16 protein-coding genes and 1 pseudogene are annotated in these 18,750 nt (G+C 69.9%); 11 read left to right on the forward strand and 6 right to left on the reverse strand.

Annotated features, from left to right (window positions below):
* Positions 1-64 precede the first annotated feature (64 nt).
* Positions 65-895 (reverse strand): peptidylprolyl isomerase, encoded by an 831-nt coding sequence (locus ACWGIH_RS22925; RefSeq protein WP_453452278.1) that lies wholly within the window; start codon positions 893-895, stop codon positions 65-67.
* A gap of 146 nt (positions 896-1,041) precedes the next feature.
* Here ACWGIH_RS22925 and ACWGIH_RS22930 point away from each other — a divergent pair, with 146 nt between their 5' ends.
* Together ACWGIH_RS22930 and hisS are read left to right on the forward strand one after the other, a co-directional pair.
* Positions 1,042-1,746 (forward strand): MBL fold metallo-hydrolase, encoded by a 705-nt coding sequence (locus tag ACWGIH_RS22930; protein WP_399391755.1) that lies wholly within the window; start codon positions 1,042-1,044, stop codon positions 1,744-1,746.
* Between the two features lie 11 nt (positions 1,747-1,757).
* Positions 1,758-3,020, forward strand: a complete 1,263-nt coding sequence (gene hisS, locus ACWGIH_RS22935; RefSeq protein WP_453452277.1) for a histidine--tRNA ligase — start codon at positions 1,758-1,760, stop codon at positions 3,018-3,020.
* 48 nt (positions 3,021-3,068) lie between these two features.
* Here the strand turns inward: hisS and ACWGIH_RS22940 are convergent, their stop codons facing one another.
* From ACWGIH_RS22940 to ACWGIH_RS22955, 4 genes are read right to left on the reverse strand one after another with little or no spacing between them, the layout of a single operon-like run.
* Positions 3,069-3,695 carry a response regulator gene (locus ACWGIH_RS22940; RefSeq protein ID WP_453452276.1) on the reverse strand — a complete coding sequence of 209 codons (627 nt, stop codon included), beginning with the start codon at positions 3,693-3,695 and terminating at the stop codon, positions 3,069-3,071.
* The gene (locus ACWGIH_RS22945) at positions 3,692-4,888 is read right to left on the reverse strand and encodes a sensor histidine kinase (protein WP_453452275.1); all 1,197 of its coding nucleotides are present in this window, start codon (positions 4,886-4,888) and stop codon (positions 3,692-3,694) included. Before ACWGIH_RS22945 ends, ACWGIH_RS22940 begins: the two co-directional genes overlap by 4 nt.
* Positions 4,885-5,739 (reverse strand): ABC transporter permease, encoded by an 855-nt coding sequence (locus ACWGIH_RS22950; RefSeq protein ID WP_453452274.1) that lies wholly within the window; start codon positions 5,737-5,739, stop codon positions 4,885-4,887. The genes ACWGIH_RS22945 and ACWGIH_RS22950 overlap by 4 nt, the downstream gene beginning before the upstream one ends.
* On the reverse strand, positions 5,736-6,620 hold the full coding sequence (locus tag ACWGIH_RS22955; RefSeq protein ID WP_453452273.1) for an ABC transporter ATP-binding protein: 885 nt from the start codon (positions 6,618-6,620) through the stop codon (positions 5,736-5,738). Before ACWGIH_RS22955 ends, ACWGIH_RS22950 begins: the two co-directional genes overlap by 4 nt.
* 136 nt (positions 6,621-6,756) lie before the next feature.
* Between ACWGIH_RS22955 and ACWGIH_RS22960 the strand changes: the two genes are divergently transcribed.
* The 3 genes from ACWGIH_RS22960 to rpsD all read left to right on the forward strand — a co-directional run bounded on the left by ACWGIH_RS22960 (position 6,757) and on the right by rpsD (position 9,804).
* Positions 6,757-7,416, forward strand: a complete 660-nt coding sequence (locus tag ACWGIH_RS22960) for a vitamin K epoxide reductase family protein (protein ID WP_453452272.1) — start codon at positions 6,757-6,759, stop codon at positions 7,414-7,416.
* A gap of 53 nt (positions 7,417-7,469) precedes the next feature.
* Positions 7,470-8,819 carry a replication-associated recombination protein A gene (locus tag ACWGIH_RS22965; protein ID WP_453452271.1) on the forward strand — a complete coding sequence of 450 codons (1,350 nt, stop codon included), beginning with the start codon at positions 7,470-7,472 and terminating at the stop codon, positions 8,817-8,819.
* Positions 8,820-9,189: 370 nt separating this feature from the next.
* Positions 9,190-9,804 carry a 30S ribosomal protein S4 gene (rpsD, locus tag ACWGIH_RS22970; RefSeq protein ID WP_160503779.1) on the forward strand — a complete coding sequence of 205 codons (615 nt, stop codon included), beginning with the start codon at positions 9,190-9,192 and terminating at the stop codon, positions 9,802-9,804.
* Between the two features lie 22 nt (positions 9,805-9,826).
* Here the strand turns inward: rpsD and ACWGIH_RS22975 are convergent.
* Positions 9,827-11,972, reverse strand: a pseudogene (locus ACWGIH_RS22975) (ATP-binding protein).
* Between the two features lie 139 nt (positions 11,973-12,111).
* Between ACWGIH_RS22975 and ACWGIH_RS22980 the strand changes: the two are divergent.
* The 6 genes from ACWGIH_RS22980 (at position 12,112) to ACWGIH_RS23005 (ending at position 18,749) form a co-directional block, all read left to right on the forward strand.
* A complete protein-coding gene (locus tag ACWGIH_RS22980; RefSeq protein WP_453452270.1) occupies positions 12,112-12,582 on the forward strand; it encodes a DUF948 domain-containing protein in 471 nt (156 codons plus the stop codon).
* Between the two features lie 7 nt (positions 12,583-12,589).
* On the forward strand, positions 12,590-12,955 hold the full coding sequence (locus ACWGIH_RS22985) for a DUF6167 family protein (protein WP_453452269.1): 366 nt from the start codon (positions 12,590-12,592) through the stop codon (positions 12,953-12,955).
* Entirely contained in the window at positions 12,955-15,624 is a 2,670-nt protein-coding gene (gene alaS, locus ACWGIH_RS22990) for an alanine--tRNA ligase (protein WP_453452268.1), read from the forward strand. The genes ACWGIH_RS22985 and alaS overlap by 1 nt, the downstream gene beginning before the upstream one ends.
* A 20-nt stretch (positions 15,625-15,644) precedes the next feature.
* A complete protein-coding gene (ruvX, locus tag ACWGIH_RS22995) occupies positions 15,645-16,109 on the forward strand; it encodes a Holliday junction resolvase RuvX (RefSeq protein WP_453452280.1) in 465 nt (154 codons plus the stop codon).
* A gap of 124 nt (positions 16,110-16,233) precedes the next feature.
* Positions 16,234-17,922, forward strand: a complete 1,689-nt coding sequence (mltG, locus tag ACWGIH_RS23000) for an endolytic transglycosylase MltG (protein WP_453452267.1) — start codon at positions 16,234-16,236, stop codon at positions 17,920-17,922.
* Positions 17,922-18,749 carry a shikimate dehydrogenase gene (locus ACWGIH_RS23005; RefSeq protein ID WP_453452266.1) on the forward strand — a complete coding sequence of 276 codons (828 nt, stop codon included), beginning with the start codon at positions 17,922-17,924 and terminating at the stop codon, positions 18,747-18,749. The genes mltG and ACWGIH_RS23005 overlap by 1 nt, the downstream gene beginning before the upstream one ends.
* The last annotated feature ends 1 nt before the right edge of the window (position 18,750 follow it).

Below are 18,750 nucleotides of genomic sequence, written 5' to 3' on the forward strand. Positions count from 1 at the left end.
CAACATAGGCGACCGGCGGGGCGGCTGTCCGCATCCCGCGCGTCCGAAGTTTGCCTCCCGGCGGTCAGGATTTCGACACGGTCGCCTTGTCGATGACGACCGTCGCGTTCGGGGCGCCGTCGCCCTGCCCGGTGCTCTCGCCGGCGTCGGCAATCTTCTTGAGCACCTTCATCCCGGAATCGGAAATGGTCCCGAACGGTGTGTAGTCGGGCGGGAGCTGACTGTCCTGGTAGACCAGGAAGAACTGGCTGCCGCCGGTGTTCCGGCCCGTCTTCTTCTCGGCGTTGTACTGGTTGGCCATCGCGACCGTGCCCGCGGGATACACGTTGCCCTTCAGGCGCTTGTCCTTGAGGTTCTCGTCCGGGATCGAGTAGCCGGGGTCGCCCTCGCCGGTGCCCTTCGGGTCGCCGCACTGCAGGACGTAGATGCCCCCCGCGGTCAGCCGGTGGCACCTGGTGTGGTCGAGGTAGCCCTTCTTCACCAGGAAGTCGAAGGAGTTGACCGTGTGCGGGGCCTTGGCCGCCGACAGGTTCAGGTCGATGTCGCCGCAGGTGGTGGCGAGCTTCATCGTGTAGTCGGCCGACTTGTCGACCGTGAGCTTCGGTTCCTTCTTGAAGCTGAGCGGCTTCACCTTGCCGCCCGCGGGCTTCTCGCAGGGGTCCGCCTTGGTGGTGGGGTCCGCGTTCGCCGTGTTCTTGGTGTTCTCGGTCTTGCCGTCGTCGTCGAAGGCTCCCGCCGCGTACGAGACCGCGCCACCGGCCACGACCACCGCGAGGGCCGAGGCGATCACCGCGTTCCGCATGCGTGCCCTGCGGCGCGCGGCTTCCCGGCGCTGCTGCTGCCGCAAGAACTTCTCCCGGGCGAGCTGACGCCGCCGCTGATCGTTGCTGACCACCGGGTGATCTCTCCTCTGCGTGGATGACCGCTTCTGTTAGCCCCGTACCGTATATGGGTTAGCTGTGGAATCGGGAGCGCCGGTAGGCTCTGATCTGCCGCGATCCCACGCGGTCACCTCCGCCGGACGACGAACGAAGGACGATCGTGCTCATTGCCGGGTTTCCCGCCGGGGCCTGGGGCACCAACTGCTACTTGGTCGCCCCCGCCGCAGGCGAGGAGTGCGTGATCATCGACCCGGGCCACCAGGCCGCCGAGGGAGTCGAGGACGCGCTCAAGAAGCATCGGCTCAAGCCCGTCGCGGTCGTCCTCACCCATGGCCACATCGACCACGTCGCCTCGGTCGTCCCCGTCTGCGGCGCGCACGACGTGCCCGCGTGGATCCACCCCGACGACCGGTACATGATGAGCGACCCGGAGAAGGCCATAGGCCGTTCCTTCGGCGCGCAGTTGCTCGGCGAACTGACCGTGGGGGAGCCCTCCGACGTCAAGGAGCTGGCCGACGGCGCTCGGTTGAAGCTCGCCGGTCTGGACTTCTCCGTCGCGCACGCGCCGGGGCATACGAAGGGGTCGGTGACGTTCCAGCTCCCCGAGTCCGCCGAGGTCCCCTCGGTGTTCTTCTCGGGCGACCTGCTCTTCGCCGGCTCCATCGGCCGCACCGACCTGCCCGGCGGATCGCAGGACGAGATGCTCGAGTCGCTGGCGCGTGTGTGCCTGCCGCTCGACGACTCGACCGTGGTCCTGCCCGGTCACAACGAGCACACGACCATCGGCCGTGAGCGCGCCACCAACCCGTATCTGCGCCAGGTGGCCGCCGGCCTGGGAGCCGACGCTCCCCGACGAGGAATGTGACGAGAAAACCCGTGAGCACCTTCAAGGCCCCCAAGGGCACATACGACCTCCTGCCCCCGGTCTCGGCGACGTACCTGGCGGTGCGCGAGGCCATCTCCGCGCCGCTGAAGAACTCCGGCTACGGCTACGTCGAGACGCCCGGCTTTGAGAACGTCGAGCTGTTCTCGCGCGGTGTCGGCGAGTCCACCGACATCGTCTCCAAGGAGATGTACGCCTTCGAGACCAAGGGCGGCGACCAGCTCGCCCTGCGCCCCGAAGGCACCGCTTCCGTGCTGCGCGCGGCCCTGGAGGCCAACCTGCACAAGGCGGGCAACCTGCCGGTCAAGCTCTGGTACTCGGGCTCGTACTACCGCTACGAGCGCCCGCAGAAGGGCCGCTACCGCCACTTCTCGCAGGTCGGCGCCGAGGCGATCGGCACCGAGGACCCGGCGCTGGACGCCGAGTTGATCATCCTCGCCGACCAGGCGTACCGCGCCCTGGGGCTCCGGCAGTTCCGCATCCTGCTGAACTCGCTCGGCGACAAGGAGTGCCGCCCCGTCTACCGCGCCGCGCTGCAGGACTTCCTGCGGGGGCTCGACCTGGACGAGGAGACTCGTCGACGTATCGACATCAACCCGCTGCGGGTCCTGGACGACAAGCGCGACGACGTCCAGAAGCAGCTGGTCGGCGCCCCGATGCTGCGCGACTACCTGTGCGACGCGTGCAAGGCGTACCACGAGCAGGTCCGCGAGCTGATCACGGAGGCGGGCGTCGCCTTCGAGGACGACGAGAAGCTGGTCCGCGGTCTTGACTACTACACCCGCACGACCTTCGAGTTCGTCCACGACGGCCTCGGCTCGCAGTCCGCGGTGGGCGGCGGCGGTCGCTACGACGGCCTGTCCGAGATGATCGGCGGCCCCTCGCTGCCGTCGGTCGGCTGGGCGCTCGGCGTGGACCGCACGGTCCTGGCCCTGGAGGCGGAGGGCGTGGAGCTCGAACTGCCCTCGGCGACCAGTGTGTTCGCGGTGCCGCTGGGCGACGAGGCCCGGCGGGTGCTGTTCTCCAAGGTGACGGAGCTGCGCAGGGCCGGGGTCGCGGCGGACTTCTCGTACGGCGGCAAGGGGCTCAAGGGGGCCATGAAGAACGCGAACCGTTCGGGCGCCCGGTACACCGTCGTCGCCGGTGAGCGTGACCTCGCCGAGGGCGTCGTCCAGCTGAAGGACATGGAGTCCGGGGAGCAGGACGCCGTTGCGGTGGACGAGATCGTGGCGGTCCTGAAGGCGAAGCTGGCCTGAGCTGTCGATGAGGGCCCCCGGGTGCGGTGTCGCACCCGGGGGCCCTCATCACTGTTCCAGCAAGCCGCAGCGCATCGCATGCGTCACGGCCGCCGTCCGGTCGTCGACCCCCAGCTTCCCGAAGACCCGCAGCAGATGCGTCTTCACCGTGGACTCGGCGACATGCAGCCGCCGCCCGATCTCCGCATTCGTGCACCCGTCGGCGACCAGCCGCAGCACCGCCGTCTCCCGCTCGGAGAGCCGGGGCCGCTCCGGACGGGTCCGCAGCTGGTCCACCAGACGCGCGGCCACCGAGGGTGCCAGGACCGTCTCCCCGCGGGCAGCGGCCCGCACCGCGTCGGCCAGCTCTCCCCGCGCCAGGTCCTTGAGCAGATAGCCCGCCGCGCCCGCCTCCACGGCCCGCAGGATGTCGCGGTCGGTCTCGTACGTCGTGAGCACGATGACCCGGCAGGGCAGACCCGCCGCCGCCATCCGCTCGATCGAGTCGGCCCCGCCACCGCCGGGCATCCGCAAGTCCATCAGGACGATGTCCGGCCGCAGTTCGGCGGCCAGCGCCTCCGCCCGGGGCCCGCTGGACGCCTCCGCGACCACGGCCAGGTCCGGCTCGGCGCTCAGCATGGCGCGCAGCCCCTCGCGTACGACGGGATGGTCATCGGCCAGCACGATGCGGATCACGGGGCGCTCCTCTCGGGGATCGGAAGGCGGACGGTGACAGTCGTGCCGTCGCCGGGGCCACTGGTCACCTCTGCGGTGCCGCTGACCTCGGCGGCCCGCTCACGCAGCCCCGGCAGGCCGTACCCCTGCCGCGGCACGCCGGGATCGAAGCCGCACCCCGTGTCCCGCACCGCCAGGGTGAGCGAACCCGGCGCGTAGGCCAGGGCGACGCTCGCGGACGCGTCGGGCCCAGCGTGCCTGCGTACGTTGGTCAGGGCCTCCTGGCAGGAGCGCAGGGCCACCACTTCGAGGCCCGGCGGCAGCGGGCGCACGTCACCCGCCACGACGACCTCGGCCTCGTGCCGCTCCGCCAGGCGCCGCAGCGCGTCCGGCAGCGAACCGCCGTCCAGGTCGGCGGGCGCGCGCCCGGTGACCAGGGCCCGCGCCTCCGCGAGGTTCTGCCGCGCCGTCGCCTCCATCAGCCCCAGGTGGCGGCGGGCGGCGGGTACGTCCCGCTCCAGCTCCGCCTCGACGGCCTGGACGAGCACGAGGAGGCTGGTGAAGCCCTGGGCGAGGGTGTCGTGGATCTCGCGCGACATGCGCTCGCGCTCCGTGAGGGCGCCGCGCTCGGCGGAGAGCCGGACGACCTCCTCGCGGCTGGCCTCCAACTCGGCGATGAGGCCGGCCCGTTCGACGCTCTGCTCGATGATGCGGACGGTCCAGCTGCCCATCGCCACCGAGAAGACCAGCGTCACCACGGCGAAGACCGAGTTGTAGAAGATGTCCTGCGACGAGGGCCGCCACAGCAGGGCCCACCCCGCCACGGGCGCGATGTTGATGACCGTGACCGCCACGAGCGCCCGGCGCATCCGCAGGCAGATGAAGCACATCGGGATGAGCGCGAAGGTCATCAGGCGGGTCTGGCCGACCAACACCCCCGGCACCAGGAACAGCACGGTCGTGCCCGCGATGTAGGTCAGCGCCCGCCGTTCGTCGGCGCCTTCCTCGGTCAGGACGCAGCGCCCGAACCAGACGTACCAGGGGGCGAGCAGCAACAAGAACCCCGCCGTGGTGAGCCGGACGGGCCACCCCGGTTCCGCCGTACCGAGCACGAAGACCAGGGTGGCCGCCCACACCACGGCGAAGTACGCGTCCCAGAGCCGGAAGGTGCGCTGCCAGATGTTCGAGTCGCGCGCGCCGGCCGGCTCGCTCATCCGTCGCGCCGGTTCTTCCACCGGAAGGTCAGCAGACACAGCACCAATCCTCCGGCGCACCAGGCGCCGAGCACCAGAGCGATGCGTCCGTACTCCCAACTGCCCGCCTGTTCGAGGACGTTCGCCGATTCGGGCAGGAACACCCCGCGGAAGCCCTGGCACATCCACTTCAACGGGAAGAGCGCGCTGATGTTCAGCATCCAGTCGGGGATCGTGTCGATGGCGATGTAGACGCCCGAGATGAACTGCAGCACCAGGAAGGGCAGCACGACGACGGACGTCGCGCTGCGCCCGGATTTGGGCACGCTGCTGATCGCGATGCCCAGGAGCGCGCAGCCGGTGAGTCCGAGCACGAAGATCCAGCCGAAGGTGAGCCACTTGCCCGGGCTCGTCGGCAGTTCGACGCCGAAGAGCGTCACGCCGACCACCAGCAGGGCCACGGTCTCCAGGAGACCGGTGACCAGGACGAGCCAGATCTTGCCGAGGAAGTACGCGGCAGGCGGCATCGGTGTCCCGCGCAGGCGCCGCAGGATCTTCTCGTCGCGCTCGATCGCGATGGAGATGCCGAGCGACTGGAAGCTGGTGGACATGATGCCCGCGGCGATCATCGCGGCCACGTAGAGCTGCGACGCCGTGATGCCCGCGCCCTCCACGTCGTCGCTGAAGATCGACGCGAACAGGAAGAGGAAGACGATGGGGAAGGCGAACGTGAAGACCACCTGCTCGCGCAGCCGGAAGAACTGCCTCAGCTCCATCGCGCCGTGGTGCAGGCCGAGCACCCACGTGGAGGGCAGCCGCGGCTGGGTCCGCTCGGAGCGGCGTACGTCGGTGGCGGGCGCGGTCGATGTCATCGCGTGGCCTCCTGGCCGGTGAGTCGCAGGTAGACGTCCTCCAGGGAGGGGCGGCCGATGCGCAGCCCCGGGATCTCTCCGTCGAAGTGGGCCGTCAGCCGGGCGACCGTCCGCGTCGGGGTCCGGGTGTGCTCCTCGCGCGGGGTTCCGTCCGGGTCGGTCCACCCGACGGTGGCCTCGGTGCCGTGCCGCCCGCGCAGCGCCGTGGGTTCGCCCTCGGCCACCACCCGGCCGTCGGCGATCACCGCGATGCGGTGCGCGAGCGCCTCCGCCTCCTCCAGGTAGTGCGTGGTGAGCACGATGGTCGTGCCCTCGTCGGCGAGCCTGCGGATCAGGCCCCAGAACTGGCGCCGCGCGGCCGGGTCGAAGCCGGTCGTCGGCTCGTCCAGGAGCAGGAGCGCGGGGTCGCCGATGACGCCGAGCGCCACGTCGAGGCGGCGGCGCTGGCCTCCGGAGAGGCTCTTGACGCGGCTCGCGGCCTTCTCCTCCAGACCGACGAGCGCGATGACGTCCTCGGGGTCACGCGGCCTCGGGTAGTAGCGGGCGAACTGACGTACTGTCTCGCGCACCGTCAGCTCGGCGGGCGCCGACTCGTCCTGCCAGACGACACCGACGCGCGAGCGCCAGGTGCGTCCGGCGGACGCGGGGTCGACGCCGAGTACGGCGACCTCGCCGCCGTCCCGTACGCGATGGCCCTGCAGGATCTCCACCGTCGTGCTCTTGCCCGCGCCGTTGGGGCCGAGGATGCCGAAGATCTCCCCGTGCCGGACGGCCAGGTCGATGCCGTCCACGGCGACCACCTCGCCGTAGCGCTTGCGCAGTCCCCGCACGTCCACCGCGAGTTCGCCCGTGGCCGCGGTCGTGTCGTCGTATGTCGTCATGCCGTCGAGCGTCGTGGCGAACCGAACGCTCCGGGACCTCCGTGCGTACCTCCTTATGTCCATCGAACGGTGGACACCCGCGCGCGTGCGGCACAATGTCCCTGCCCCCAGGCCCCCCAAGCGACGGAACGGCGTGATGAGCAAGACGACCCCGGCAAGCGGAAGCCGCCCCTCCCAGCAGGATCACGACCACGGGGGAAGGGACGCGGACGCGCCACGCAGTGCCGGCGGGAGTCGTGCGTTCGCGTTGCTCCTGGTGATCACGGGTGCCGCGGGGCTGCTGGCGGCCTGGGTCATCACGCTGGACAAGTTCAAGCTCCTCGAAGACCCGGACTTCACTCCCGGCTGCAGCCTGAACCCGGTGGTCTCCTGCGGCAACATCATGACGAGCGAGCAGGCGTCGGTCTTCGGGTTCCCCAACCCGATGCTGGGCATCGCCGCCTACGCCGTCGTGATCTGCGTGGGCATGAGCCTGCTGGGCCGTGCGCGCTTCCCGCGCTGGTACTACCTGACGCTGAACGCGGGCACGCTCTTCGGTGTCGCCTTCTGCACCTGGCTGCAGTACCAGTCGCTGTACGAGATCAACTCGCTGTGCCTGTGGTGCTGCCTGGCCTGGGTCGCCACGATCACCATGTTCTGGTACGTGACCTCGTTCAACGTCCGTAACGGCTTCCTGCCCGCGCCCTCCTGGCTGCGCACGTTCTTCAGTGAGTTCACCTGGGTGCTTCCGGTGCTGCACGTCGGCATCATCGGCATGCTCATCCTCACGCGCTGGTGGGACTTCTGGACCAGCTGACGGCCGCACTCGCGCGGGCCGCGTTGTCAGTGGGCTGACGTAGGGTTCGATTCGTGGAGCCCGACCTGTTCACCGCAGCCGCCGAGGACCGCCAGGAGAAGGACCCTTCGACAAGTCCCCTGGCCGTCCGGATGCGCCCGCGCACCCTGGAAGAAGTCGTCGGTCAGCAGCATCTGCTGAAGCAGGGCTCGCCCCTGCGCAGGCTGGTCGGCGAGGGCGGGGGAGGACCCGCGGGACCGTCGTCGGTCTTCCTGTGGGGCCCGCCCGGCATCGGCAAGACGACCCTTGCCTACGTGGTCTCCAAGGCCACCAACAAGCGCTTCGTGGAGCTCTCCGCGATCACCGCGGGGGTGAAGGAAGTCCGCGCGGTCATCGAGGGCGCCCGCAGGGCCATGGGCGGCCACGGCAAGGAGACCGTCCTCTTCCTGGACGAGATCCACCGCTTCAGCAAGGCCCAGCAGGACTCCCTGCTGCCCGCCGTCGAGAACCGCTGGGTGACGCTGATCGCGGCGACGACGGAGAACCCGTACTTCTCGATCATCTCCCCGCTCCTGTCCCGCTCCCTGCTCCTCACGCTCGAACCCCTCACGGACGACGACCTGCGCGGCCTGCTGCGCCGGGCGCTCACCGAGGAGCGGGGCCTCGGCGGCGCGGTGGAGCTGCCCGAGGACACCGAGGAGCACCTCCTGCGGATCTCCGGCGGCGACGCCCGGCGCGCGCTCACCGCCCTGGAGGCGGGCGCCGGCTCGGCCCTCGCCAAGGGGGAGAAGGAGATCACCCTCCAGAGCCTGGAGGAGTCGGTCGACCGTGCGGCCGTGAAGTACGACCGTGACGGCGACCAGCACTACGACGTCGCGAGCGCCCTCATCAAGTCCATCCGCGGTTCGGACGTGGACGCGGCCCTGCACTACCTGGCCCGGATGATCGAGGCGGGCGAGGACCCCCGCTTCATCGCACGGCGCCTGATGATCTCCGCGAGCGAGGACATCGGCCTCGCCGACCCCACGGCACTGCCCACAGCCGTCGCCGCCGCCCAGGCCGTCGCCATGATCGGCTTCCCGGAGGCCGCGCTCACCCTCAGCCACGCGACGATCGCCCTGGCCCTGGCCCCGAAGTCGAACGCCGCGACGATCGCCATCCAGTCCGCCCAGGCCGACGTCCGTGCGGGCCTGGCGGGCCCCGTCCCGCCCCACCTGCGCGACGGGCACTACAAGGGAGCGGCCAAGCTCGGCCACGCCCAGGGCTATGTGTATCCGCATGACGTGCCGGGCGCGATCGCCGCCCAGCAGTACGCACCGGACACCGTCGCCGCCAAGCGGTACTACCAACCCACGCGGTACGGCGCCGAGGCGCGGTACGCGGACGTGGTCGAGCGGGTCCGTGAGCGCCTGAAGGGCGAGTAGCGCCCCCCTGAGGTCACCGCGGCTGAGGCACCCTCCGTCACCCGGTACACTTGCCCGAAGTGCTGCGTCCCGTGTCCGGTCTCGTACCGGCACCACCAGAACGGGACATCCAGCCGGAGCCCCGGACCTCACCGTCCAGGGATCTCCAGGAGCGTCGCGCACCGTCGAAGGTGTCGCGGGCAGCCCACCACCATCTCGTACTCCGGGAAGCGGTCGGTGGGCCACTCGCGTGCTGCACATAGTGCCCAGACCAGGGAGCGGCTGCCCGCCGGATCCAGAACCACCGGATCCGATGGGTTTCCCAGGCTGCGGATGCGACCTCCCCTAACCCTGGTGAAGCCGATTTCACATTGAACAGAGAGGTTGGTTCATGCCGAACCAGTCCCGCCCCAAGGTCAAGAAGTCGCGTGCCCTCGGCATCGCGCTGACCCCGAAGGCCGTCAAGTACTTCGAGGCCCGCCCCTACCCGCCGGGCGAGCACGGCCGTGGGCGCAAGCAGAACTCGGACTACAAGGTCCGTCTGCTCGAGAAGCAGCGTCTGCGCGCGCAGTACGACATCAGCGAGAAGCAGATGGCCCGTGCCTACGACCGCGCCAAGAAGGCCGAAGGCAAGACCGGCGAGGCCCTGGTCATCGAGCTCGAGCGCCGTCTCGACGCCCTGATCCTGCGTTCGGGCATCGCCCGCACGATCTACCAGGCCCGTCAGATGGTCAGCCACGGCCACATCGAGGTCAACGGCGGCAAGGTCGACAAGCCGTCGTTCCGCGTCCGTCCCGACGACGTCGTGATGGTCCGCGAGCGCAGCCGCGAGAAGCCGCTGTTCCAGGTCTCCCGTGAGGGCGGCTTCGCCCCCGACGGCGAGATCCCGCGTTACCTCCAGGTCAACCTGAAGGCCCTGGCCTTCCGTCTGGACCGTGACCCGAACCGCAAGGAGATCCCCGTGATCTGCGACGAGCAGCTCGTCGTCGAGTACTACGCCCGCTGACCCGGACGTAGCTCTCCCTGCTTCAGCCCGTCGCCCGCCCTCCCTTCGTGGTGGGGCAGGCGGCGGGTTTTTGCGTTGCCCGTGGGGCGGGCGCGCAGGGCCCGTGACACCGCCGCGTCCGGGGCGAGCCGGGCCCCGACGGCCACGCACTCCTCGTACCGCGCGTCGCCCAGCTGTTCGCGGGCCTGCGTCTCGCACAGCGCGTGCGGCCCGCCGAAGTTCCCGGAGCCGAACAGCGGCAGGCCCACCGAAGGCCAGATGCGCGACGCGGCGCCCTGCAGGACCGCGGCCTCCGCCGGATCGCCCTCCACCACGGTGAACAGGGCGAGCAGCTCGATCGCCAGGACCGTGCCGAGCAGATCATGGAAGGCGTGGTCAAGGGCCAGGCACCGCATGACCAGGTCACGGGCCGTCGCCGCCTCACCGCGGGTCCACGCCGCGAAGCCGAGGACATAGAGGGCGTACGCGAGAGTCCAGCGCTCGCCGTGGTCCTCACAGACCTGGCGTACGTCCTCGCAGAGCTCCACCGCGTCGGCCAGCTCCCCGCGGAAGGCGAGGGCCATCGCCAGCTCGACCTGGCCCATCAGGACGTTGCTGTTGAGCTCGCCGATCTCGCGGTACTGCTGGAGGGCCGAGCGCAGCAGGGCCTCGGCGCGCGGCATGTCGTCGTTGAGGAGCGCGAGGCAGCCGATGCGGTGCACCGCGTACGCCGCCGCGATGGCGCTGCCGGTACGTTCCGCCTCGTCCTTGCACTCCTGCAGCGCCGCGAGGGCCGCGACCGTGTCGCCCTGGAGCACCGCGACGTAGCCGAGCACCCACAGCGCCTTGAGGCGGGAGTCGTCGTGGCCGCCGTCCAGCTCGAGTGCGCGGTCGAGCCAGTGCCGCCCCTCCGCGAGCCGCCCGCAGCCCACCCAGTAGAACCACAGGCTGCCCGCCAAATACTGGCCCAGATGCGTCTCGTCCGGCTCCGTCAGGCAGTACTCCAGGGCGCCCCGCAGATTGGGCAGTTCGCAGTCGACGAGCTCGGCGACCCGCGCCTGGCGCGGCGAGAACCAGTCCAGCTCGCACCAGGTGGCGAGCCCCATGTACCAGTCGCGGTGCCGGCGCCGCATGCGCGCGGCATCGCCCGCCGCCTCCAGCCAGTCGGCGCCGTACGCCCGGACCGTGTCGAGCATGCGGTAGCGGACGCCCGCCGGGCCTTCCTCACGGGTCACGACGGACTGCGCGAGCAGCTCGCCCAGCACGTCGAGTACGTCGTCCGCGTGCAGGCCGTCACCGCTGCAGATGTACTCGGCGGCCTCCAGGTCGAAGGGACCGCAGAACACCGAGAGCCGTGCCCACAGCAGACGCTCGCCCGCCGTGCACAGCTCGTGGCTCCAGCCGATGGCCGTACGCAGGGTCTGGTGCCGCGGCGGCACATCGCGCCGCGTCCCGGTGAGCAGCGCGAACCGGTTGTCGAGCCGGGAGAGCAGTTGCGCGGGTGAGAGCGCCCGCAACCGTCCTGCCGCCAGCTCCACCGCCAGCGGAATCCCGTCGAGGCGGCGGCAGAGCTCCGCCACGTCGGCCTCGTTCTCCTCGTCCAGGGTGAAGCCGGGGAGCCCCGACGCCGCCCGGTCGGCGAACAGCGCGGTGGCGTCCTCGGTGGGCAGCGGCGCGAGCGGGAAGATCCGCTCGCCCCCGGTGTCCAGCGGCCGGCGCCCCACCGCGAGGACACGGAGCCCGGGGGAGTGGTGCAGCAGGTCCCCCACCAGCGAGGCGCACGCCTCCACCAGGTGTTCGAACCCGTCGACGACGAGGAGGACTTCCCGCTCCGCGAGGTGCTCGAGCAGCGACGTGCGCGGGGTGCGGCGGGTGTGATCGGTCAGGCTCAGCGCGTCGGCCATCGCGTGTTCGACCAGATCCGGGTCTCTGACCCCGGCCAGCTCCACCAGCCAGGCGCCGTCCCGCGGCTCGGTGCCGGAGGCTGCCCGTACGGCCAGGCGCGACTTGCCGACCCCGCCGACACCGGTCACCGTGACCAGCCGTGCCGACTCCAACGCGGCGGCGAGCGACGCGAGTTCGGCGGTACGTCCGACGAAGGCGTTGAGCTCCAGGGGGAGGTTCCCCGGTCTCGGGGGCCGTGTGGGGGAGCTGTGCCGGTGGTCGCCCGTGCGCTGATCGCGTCGCATGAGATACGGAGCGTACCGATGCGTAAGCAGTCCGTACAATCACTTCAGGTAACTCCCTTGGCCTTGCACGGTAATGCGGTGCTGAGCCTCGGCCCCGGCGCGATAGGGTCGGGGGACGACTTTTCGATGTTCAGGGCCGATGATCAGGGAGCGGTGCACAGTGTCCGGTGGAGAGGTGGCCGGGATCCTGGTGGCCGTCTTCTGGGCGATCCTGGTCTCCTTCCTGGCCGTGGCGCTGGTGAGGCTGGCGCAGACGCTCAGGGCGACCACCAAGCTGGTCGCGGAAGTGACCGAGCAGGCCGTCCCGCTCCTCGCGGACGCCTCCGAGGCGGTGCGGTCCGCGCAGACGCAGATCGACCGGGTCGACGCCATCGCGTCGGACGTCCAGGAAGTCACGTCGAACGCGTCGGCGCTCTCCACGACGGTGGCCTCCACCTTCGGCGGGCCCCTCGTCAAGGTCGCGGCGTTCGGTTACGGGGTGCGCAGGGCCCTGGGCCGCAAGGCAGGACCCGAATCAAACAATGTGCCCCCGGCGACCGCCCGACGTACCGTGATCGTGGGGCGCACGGTGCCGTCCGCGCGGCGGCGGGGCAAGCGGAAGAAGGACTGACGCAGCGATGTTCCGCCGTACGTTCTGGTTCACCGCGGGCGCCGCTGCCGGTGTGTGGGCCACCACCAAGGTCAACCGCAAGATCAAGCAACTGACCCCCGAAAGCCTCGCGGCCCAGGCCGCGAACAAGGCGGTCGAGGCAGGTCACAAGCTCAAGGACTTCGCTCTCGACGTCCGCGACGGCATGGCCCAGCGCGAGGCCGAACTGGGCGAGGCCCTGGGCCTTGAGGCCCCGGTCGACCCCGAACTGCCCGGGCAGCGCCGGGTGGTCATGGCCGTCGAGAACGGCAAGACAAGCAAGACCGACAAGAACACGCAGGGCAAGTACCTCTCGAATGCGAAGTACTCGTACAACCGGAATGAGGACCACTGATGGAGTCGGCCGAGATTCGCCGCCGCTGGCTGAGCTTCTTCGAGGAGCGCGGGCACACCGTCGTCCCTTCGGCGTCGCTCATCGCGGACGACCCGACTCTGCTCCTCGTCCCCGCGGGCATGGTGCCCTTCAAGCCCTACTTCCTGGGTGAGGTCAAGCCGCAGTTCTCGCGCGCCACGAGCGTGCAGAAGTGCGTGCGTACGCCCGACATCGAAGAGGTCGGCAAGACCACGCGGCACGGCACGTTCTTCCAGATGTGCGGCAACTTCTCCTTCGGCGACTACTTCAAGGAAGGCGCCATCACGTACGCCTGGGAGCTGCTCACCAGCTCCGTGGCGGACGGTGGCTACGGCCTCGACCCCGAGCGCCTGTGGGTGACGGTCTACCTCGACGACGACGAGGCCGAGACCATCTGGCGCGAGAAGGTGGGCGTCCCCGCCGAGCGCATCCAGCGCCTGGGCAAGAAGGACAACTACTGGTCCATGGGCGTCCCCGGACCCTGCGGCCCCTGCTCCGAGATCAACTACGACCGCGGCCCCGAGTTCGGCGTCGAGGGCGGCCCGGCCGTCAACGACGAGCGGTACGTGGAGATCTGGAACCTGGTCTTCATGCAGTACGAGCGCGGCGAGGGCACCTCGAAGGAGGACTTCGAGATCCTCGGCGAGCTGCCCAGCAAGAACATCGACACCGGCCTCGGTCTCGAGCGCCTCGCGATGATCCTGCAGGGCGTGCAGAACATGTACGAGACCGACACCCTGCGCGTCGTCATGGACAAGGCCACCGAGCTGACCGGCGTGCGGTACGGCGCCGAGCAGGGCTCGGACGTCTCCCTGCGCGTGGTCGCCGACCACATGCGCACGTCCGTGATGCTCATCGGCGACGGCGTCACGCCCGGCAACGAAGGCCGTGGCTACGTCCTGCGCCGCATCATGCGCCGCGCCATCCGCAACATGCGTCTGATGGGTGCTACGGGCCCCGTCGCCCTCGAGCTCGTCGACACGGTCATCAAGTCGATGGGCGAGCAGTACCCCGAGCTGCAGACCGACCGCAAGCGCATCGAGACCGTCGCGCTCGCCGAAGAGGCCGCCTTCCTCAAGGCCCTCAAGGGCGGCACGAACATCCTCGACACCGCCGTCACCGAGACCAAGGCCGCAGGTGGCAAGGTCCTTGCCGGCGACAAGGCGTTCCTGCTGCACGACACCTGGGGCTTCCCGATTGACCTCACCCTGGAGATGGCCGCCGAACAGGGCCTCTCGGTGGACGAGGACGGCTTCCGACGCCTGATGAAGGAGCAGCGGGAGCGCGCCAAGGCCGACGCCCAGGCCAAGAAGACCGGCCACGCCGATCTGCACGCCTACCGCGAGATCGCCGACAACGCCGGCGCCACGGACTTCACCGGCTACAGCCTCACCGAGAACGAGGCCTCGATCGTCGGCCTCCTGGTCAACGGCGTCTCGTCCCCCGCCGCCCGCGAGGGCGACGAGGTCGAGGTCGTCCTCGACCGCACCCCCTTCTACGCCGAGGGCGGCGGCCAGATCGGTGACACCGGCCGGATCCGCCTGGACAACGGCGCGGTCGTCGAGATCCGCGACGTGCAGAAGCCGGTCCCCGGCGTGCACGTCCACAAGGGCGTCGTCCAGGTGGGCGAGATCACCGTCGGCGCACCCGTCTGGGCCTCGATCGACGCGCGCCGCCGCACGGCCATCGCCCGCGCCCACTCCGCCACCCACCTCACGCACCAGGCGTTGCGTGACGCGCTCGGCCCGACGGCTGCACAGGCCGGTTCCGAGAACCAGCCGGGCCGTTTCCGCTTCGACTTCGGCTCCCCGTCGGCCGTGCCCACGGCTGTCATGACGGACGTCGAGCAGAAGATCAACGAAGTGCTCGCCCACGAGCTCGACGTGCAGGCCGAGGTCATGTCGATCGACGAGGCCAAGAAGCAGGGCGCCATCGCCGAGTTCGGCGAGAAGTACGGCGAGCGGGTCCGTGTGGTCACCATCGGCGACTTCTCCAAGGAGCTGTGCGGCGGCACGCACGTCCACAACACCGCCCAGCTGGGCCTGGTGAAGCTGCTCGGCGAGTCGTCCATCGGTTCGGGCGTGCGCCGCATCGAGGCCCTGGTCGGCGTCGACGCGTACAACTTCCTCGCCAAGGAGCACACGGTCGTCGCCCAGCTCCAGGAGCTGATCAAGGGCCGTTCCGAGGAGCTGCCCGAGAAGGTCGCCGCGATGCTCGGCAAGCTGAAGGACGCGGAGAAGGAGATCGACAAGTTCCGCGCGGAGAAGGTCCTCGCGGCCGCCGCCGGACTCGTCGACAGCGCCAAGGACGTACGAGGCGTCGCCCTCGTCACCGGCCAGGTGCCGGACGGCACGGGCGCCGACGACCTGCGCAGGCTGGTCCTCGACGTACGCGGCCGCATCCAGGGCGACCGCCCGGCCGTGGTGGCCCTCTTCACGACGGCCAACGGCCGCCCGCTGACGGTCATCGCCACGAACGAAGCCGCACGCGAGCGCGGCCTCAAGGCCGGCGACCTCGTCCGTACGGCCGCCAAGACCCTCGGTGGCGGTGGCGGCGGCAAGCCGGACGTCGCCCAGGGCGGCGGCCAGAACCCCGCGGCCATCGGTGACGCCATGGCCGCCGTCGAGCGCCTCGTGGCAGAGAAGGCCTGATGGACGACTCCGCGGCAGGCATGCGCAGGGGCCGACGCCTTGCCATCGACGTCGGTGACGCCCGGATCGGGGTCGCCTCGTGCGACCCCGACGGGATCCTCGCCACGCCGGTGGAGACGGTGCCGGGACGCGATGTCCCGGCCGCCCAGCGCCGGTTGAAGCAGCTCGTCGACGAGTACGAACCGATCGAGCTCATCGTCGGGCTCCCTCGCTCCCTCAAGGGGGGCGAGGGCCCGGCGGCCGTCAAGGTCCGCGCCTTCACCCAGGACCTCGCCCGCTTGGTCGCCCCCATTCCGGTGAGGCTCGTGGACGAGAGGATGACCACAGTGACGGCCAGTCAGGGCCTGCGCGCCTCGGGCGTGAAGTCCAAAAAGGGCAGGTCTGTCATCGATCAGGCGGCGGCCGTCATCATTCTGCAGCAGGCACTGGAGTCCGAACGGGCGTCAGGTAAAGCTCCGGGCGAGGGCGTCGAAGTGGTCATCTGATCGCGATACGGTAACGTTCCGCGCGATGCGGCGGTGTTCGAACAGCTGCCGCACAGCATCAAGAGGCGGAACGGTTGCCCTCCCACTCAGACGGCGGCCCCGCCTCGCGGCATGTAGGGGATCGATGACTGAGTATGGCCGGGGCCCAGGCTCCGAACCGTGGCATCCCGAGGACCCGTTGTACGGGGACAGCGGATGGGGAGGACAGCAGCCTTCGGGCGGCCAGTCCACCTACGGCGGCCAGGGGCAGTACCACCCTCAGCAGCATGCCCAGCAGCCGCAGCAACCCCAGCAGGCGCAGTACGACGACTGGAGCACGGGCCAGCAGCAGGCCTACGGCCAGCAGCAGTACGGCGGGCCCGCCGGCCAGCAGCAGTACAACGGCGGCCCCGAGCAGCAGTACAACGGCGGCTGGGACACCGGGCAGCAGGGCCAGGTCCCGTACGCCGCCGACCCCGCGGACCCCTACGGCCACCAGCAGAGCGGCTACGGCGCGGAGAGCGCGGACTACTACAGCACTCCGGACGCGTACCCCCCGCCGGAGCCGCCGTCCCGCCGTCGCCCCGAGCCCGAGCCGGAGCAGGACTGGGACCCGGGTCCGGACCAGGGCGAGCACGCCTTCTTCTCGGGCGGCGATGACGACGAGGACGAGTACGACGACGAGCCGCCGGGGCGCCGCGGTGGCCGAGGGGACCGCAGGGGCGGCCGGGGCGGCAAGAAACCGAAGAAGCGCCGCAACGGCTGCGCCTGCCTGGTCGTGACGCTGGTCTTCGCCGGTGGTCTCGGCGGGGTCGGCTATTTCGGCTACCAGTTCTACCAGGACCGATTCGGTACGTCGCCGGACTACGCGGGCGAGGGCTCAGGCCTCGCGACCGTCGACATCCCGAAGGGTGCCGGCGGCTATGTGATCGGCCAGAAACTCAAAGAGGCCGGGGTCGTCAAGAGCGTGGACGCGTTCGTCTCCGCGCAGTCGCAGAATCCTGAGGGCAACACCATTCAGGAAGGCGTCTATGTCCTGAAGAAGGAAATGTCGGCCGAGAGTGCGGTCGAACTGATGCTCAGTCCGAAGAGCCGAAATAACCTCATCATTCCTGAGGGCAAGCGGAACTCGTGGGTCTACAAGCAGATCGACACGCGCCTCGAACTCGACAAGGGCACCACCGAGGGCGTCGCCAAGAAGGAATGGAAGTCCCTCGGGCTTCCTGACTGGGCGAACACCAACAAGGACATCAAGGACCCGCTCGAAGGGTTCCTCTACCCGTCCAGCTACCCGGTGGCCAAGGGTCAGAAGCCCGCGGACGTCCTGAAGAAGATGGTGGCCCACGCCAGCGAGAAGTACGACGAGTTGGGCCTCAAGGCCAAGGCCGCGGAGCTGAAGCTGAAGGACCCGCTCCAGGTGCTCACCGTGGCGAGCCTCGTCCAGGCGGAAGGCAAGTACAAGCACGACTTCGACAAGGTCGCGACGGTCGTCTACAACCGCCTCAAGCCGAACAACACGGAGACGTACGGACTTCTCGACTTCGACTCCACGGTGAATTACGCCAAGGCCGAAAGCACCCTGGAAACCGGAACGGTCGACGATCTGCGCAAGTTCAACGACCCGTACAACACCTACAAGATCAAGGGCCTGCCCCCCGGGCCGATCGGCAACCCCGGCGACGAGGCGCTCAAGTCGGCGCTCAACCCGGCCAAGGGGAATTGGTACTACTTCGTCTCCATCAACGCGGACACCACGCTGTTCGCCGAGACGAACAAGGAGCACGAGATCAACCGTCAGAAGTACCTCGATGAACAGAAGAAGAACTCCGGCTGATGAGCACCAAGCGCAGAGCCGCAGTTCTCGGCTCGCCCATCGCCCACTCCCTCTCCCCGGTGCTGCACCGCGCCGCATACGGGGAGCTGGGGCTGGCCGACTGGACGTATGACCTGTTCGACGTCGACGAGGCCGCGCTGCCCGGGTTCCTGAAAGACCTCGGCCCCGAGTGGGCCGGGCTCTCGCTGACGATGCCGCTCAAGCGCGCGGTGATCCCGCTGCTCGACGAGATCAGCGAGACCGCCGCCTCCGTCGAGGCGGTCAACACCGTCGTGTGCACGGACGACGGCCGTCGCGTCGGCGACAACACCGACATCCCCGGCATGGTCGCCGCCCTCCGGGAGCACGGCATCGAGCAGGTGGAGTCGGCCGCGATCCTCGGCGCCGGCGCCACCGCCTCGTCCGCGCTCGCCGCGCTCGCGCGGATCTGCACCGGCGAGGTCGTCGCGTACGTACGCAGCGAGGCGCGCGCCGCCGAGATGCGGGAGTGGGGCGAGCGGCTCGGGGTGGAGGTGCGGACGGAGGCCTGGGCGGACGCCGAGCGGGCACTGAGCGCGCCGCTGGTGATCGCCACGACTCCGGCCGGTGCCACCGACGCGCTGTCGGCAGCCGTGCCCGAGCGGCCCGCGACGCTCTTCGACGTCCTGTACGACCCGTGGCCCACCGCGCTGGCGGCCCGCTGGTCGATGTACGGCGGGGCCGTGGTCAGTGGGCTCGACCTTCTCGTGCACCAGGCGGTGCTGCAGGTCGAGCAGATGACAGGGCGCTCGCCCGCGCCGCTGACAGCGATGCGCAAGGCAGGGGAACACGCGCTCGAAGGACGCTAAG

This window comes from Streptomyces sp. NPDC054872 (genome assembly GCF_053610705.1).

What these genes read in the sequence shown, in the direction of transcription:
- rpsD (WP_160503779.1), top strand. Translation starts at nt 9,190, where the DNA reads ATGCCGAACCAGTCCCGCCCCAAGGTCAAGAAGTCGCGTGCCCTCGGC.
- ACWGIH_RS22955 (WP_453452273.1), bottom strand. Translation starts at nt 6,620, where the DNA reads ATGACGACATACGACGACACGACCGCGGCCACGGGCGAACTCGCGGTG.
- mltG (WP_453452267.1), top strand. Translation starts at nt 16,234, where the DNA reads ATGACTGAGTATGGCCGGGGCCCAGGCTCCGAACCGTGGCATCCCGAG.
- alaS (WP_453452268.1), top strand. Translation starts at nt 12,955, where the DNA reads ATGGAGTCGGCCGAGATTCGCCGCCGCTGGCTGAGCTTCTTCGAGGAG.
- ACWGIH_RS22980 (WP_453452270.1), top strand. Translation starts at nt 12,112, where the DNA reads ATGATCAGGGAGCGGTGCACAGTGTCCGGTGGAGAGGTGGCCGGGATC.
- ACWGIH_RS22950 (WP_453452274.1), bottom strand. Translation starts at nt 5,739, where the DNA reads ATGACATCGACCGCGCCCGCCACCGACGTACGCCGCTCCGAGCGGACC.
- ACWGIH_RS23005 (WP_453452266.1), top strand. Translation starts at nt 17,922, where the DNA reads ATGAGCACCAAGCGCAGAGCCGCAGTTCTCGGCTCGCCCATCGCCCAC.
- ACWGIH_RS22945 (WP_453452275.1), bottom strand. Translation starts at nt 4,888, where the DNA reads ATGAGCGAGCCGGCCGGCGCGCGCGACTCGAACATCTGGCAGCGCACC.
- ACWGIH_RS22960 (WP_453452272.1), top strand. Translation starts at nt 6,757, where the DNA reads ATGAGCAAGACGACCCCGGCAAGCGGAAGCCGCCCCTCCCAGCAGGAT.
- ACWGIH_RS22985 (WP_453452269.1), top strand. Translation starts at nt 12,590, where the DNA reads ATGTTCCGCCGTACGTTCTGGTTCACCGCGGGCGCCGCTGCCGGTGTG.
- ruvX (WP_453452280.1), top strand. Translation starts at nt 15,645, where the DNA reads ATGCGCAGGGGCCGACGCCTTGCCATCGACGTCGGTGACGCCCGGATC.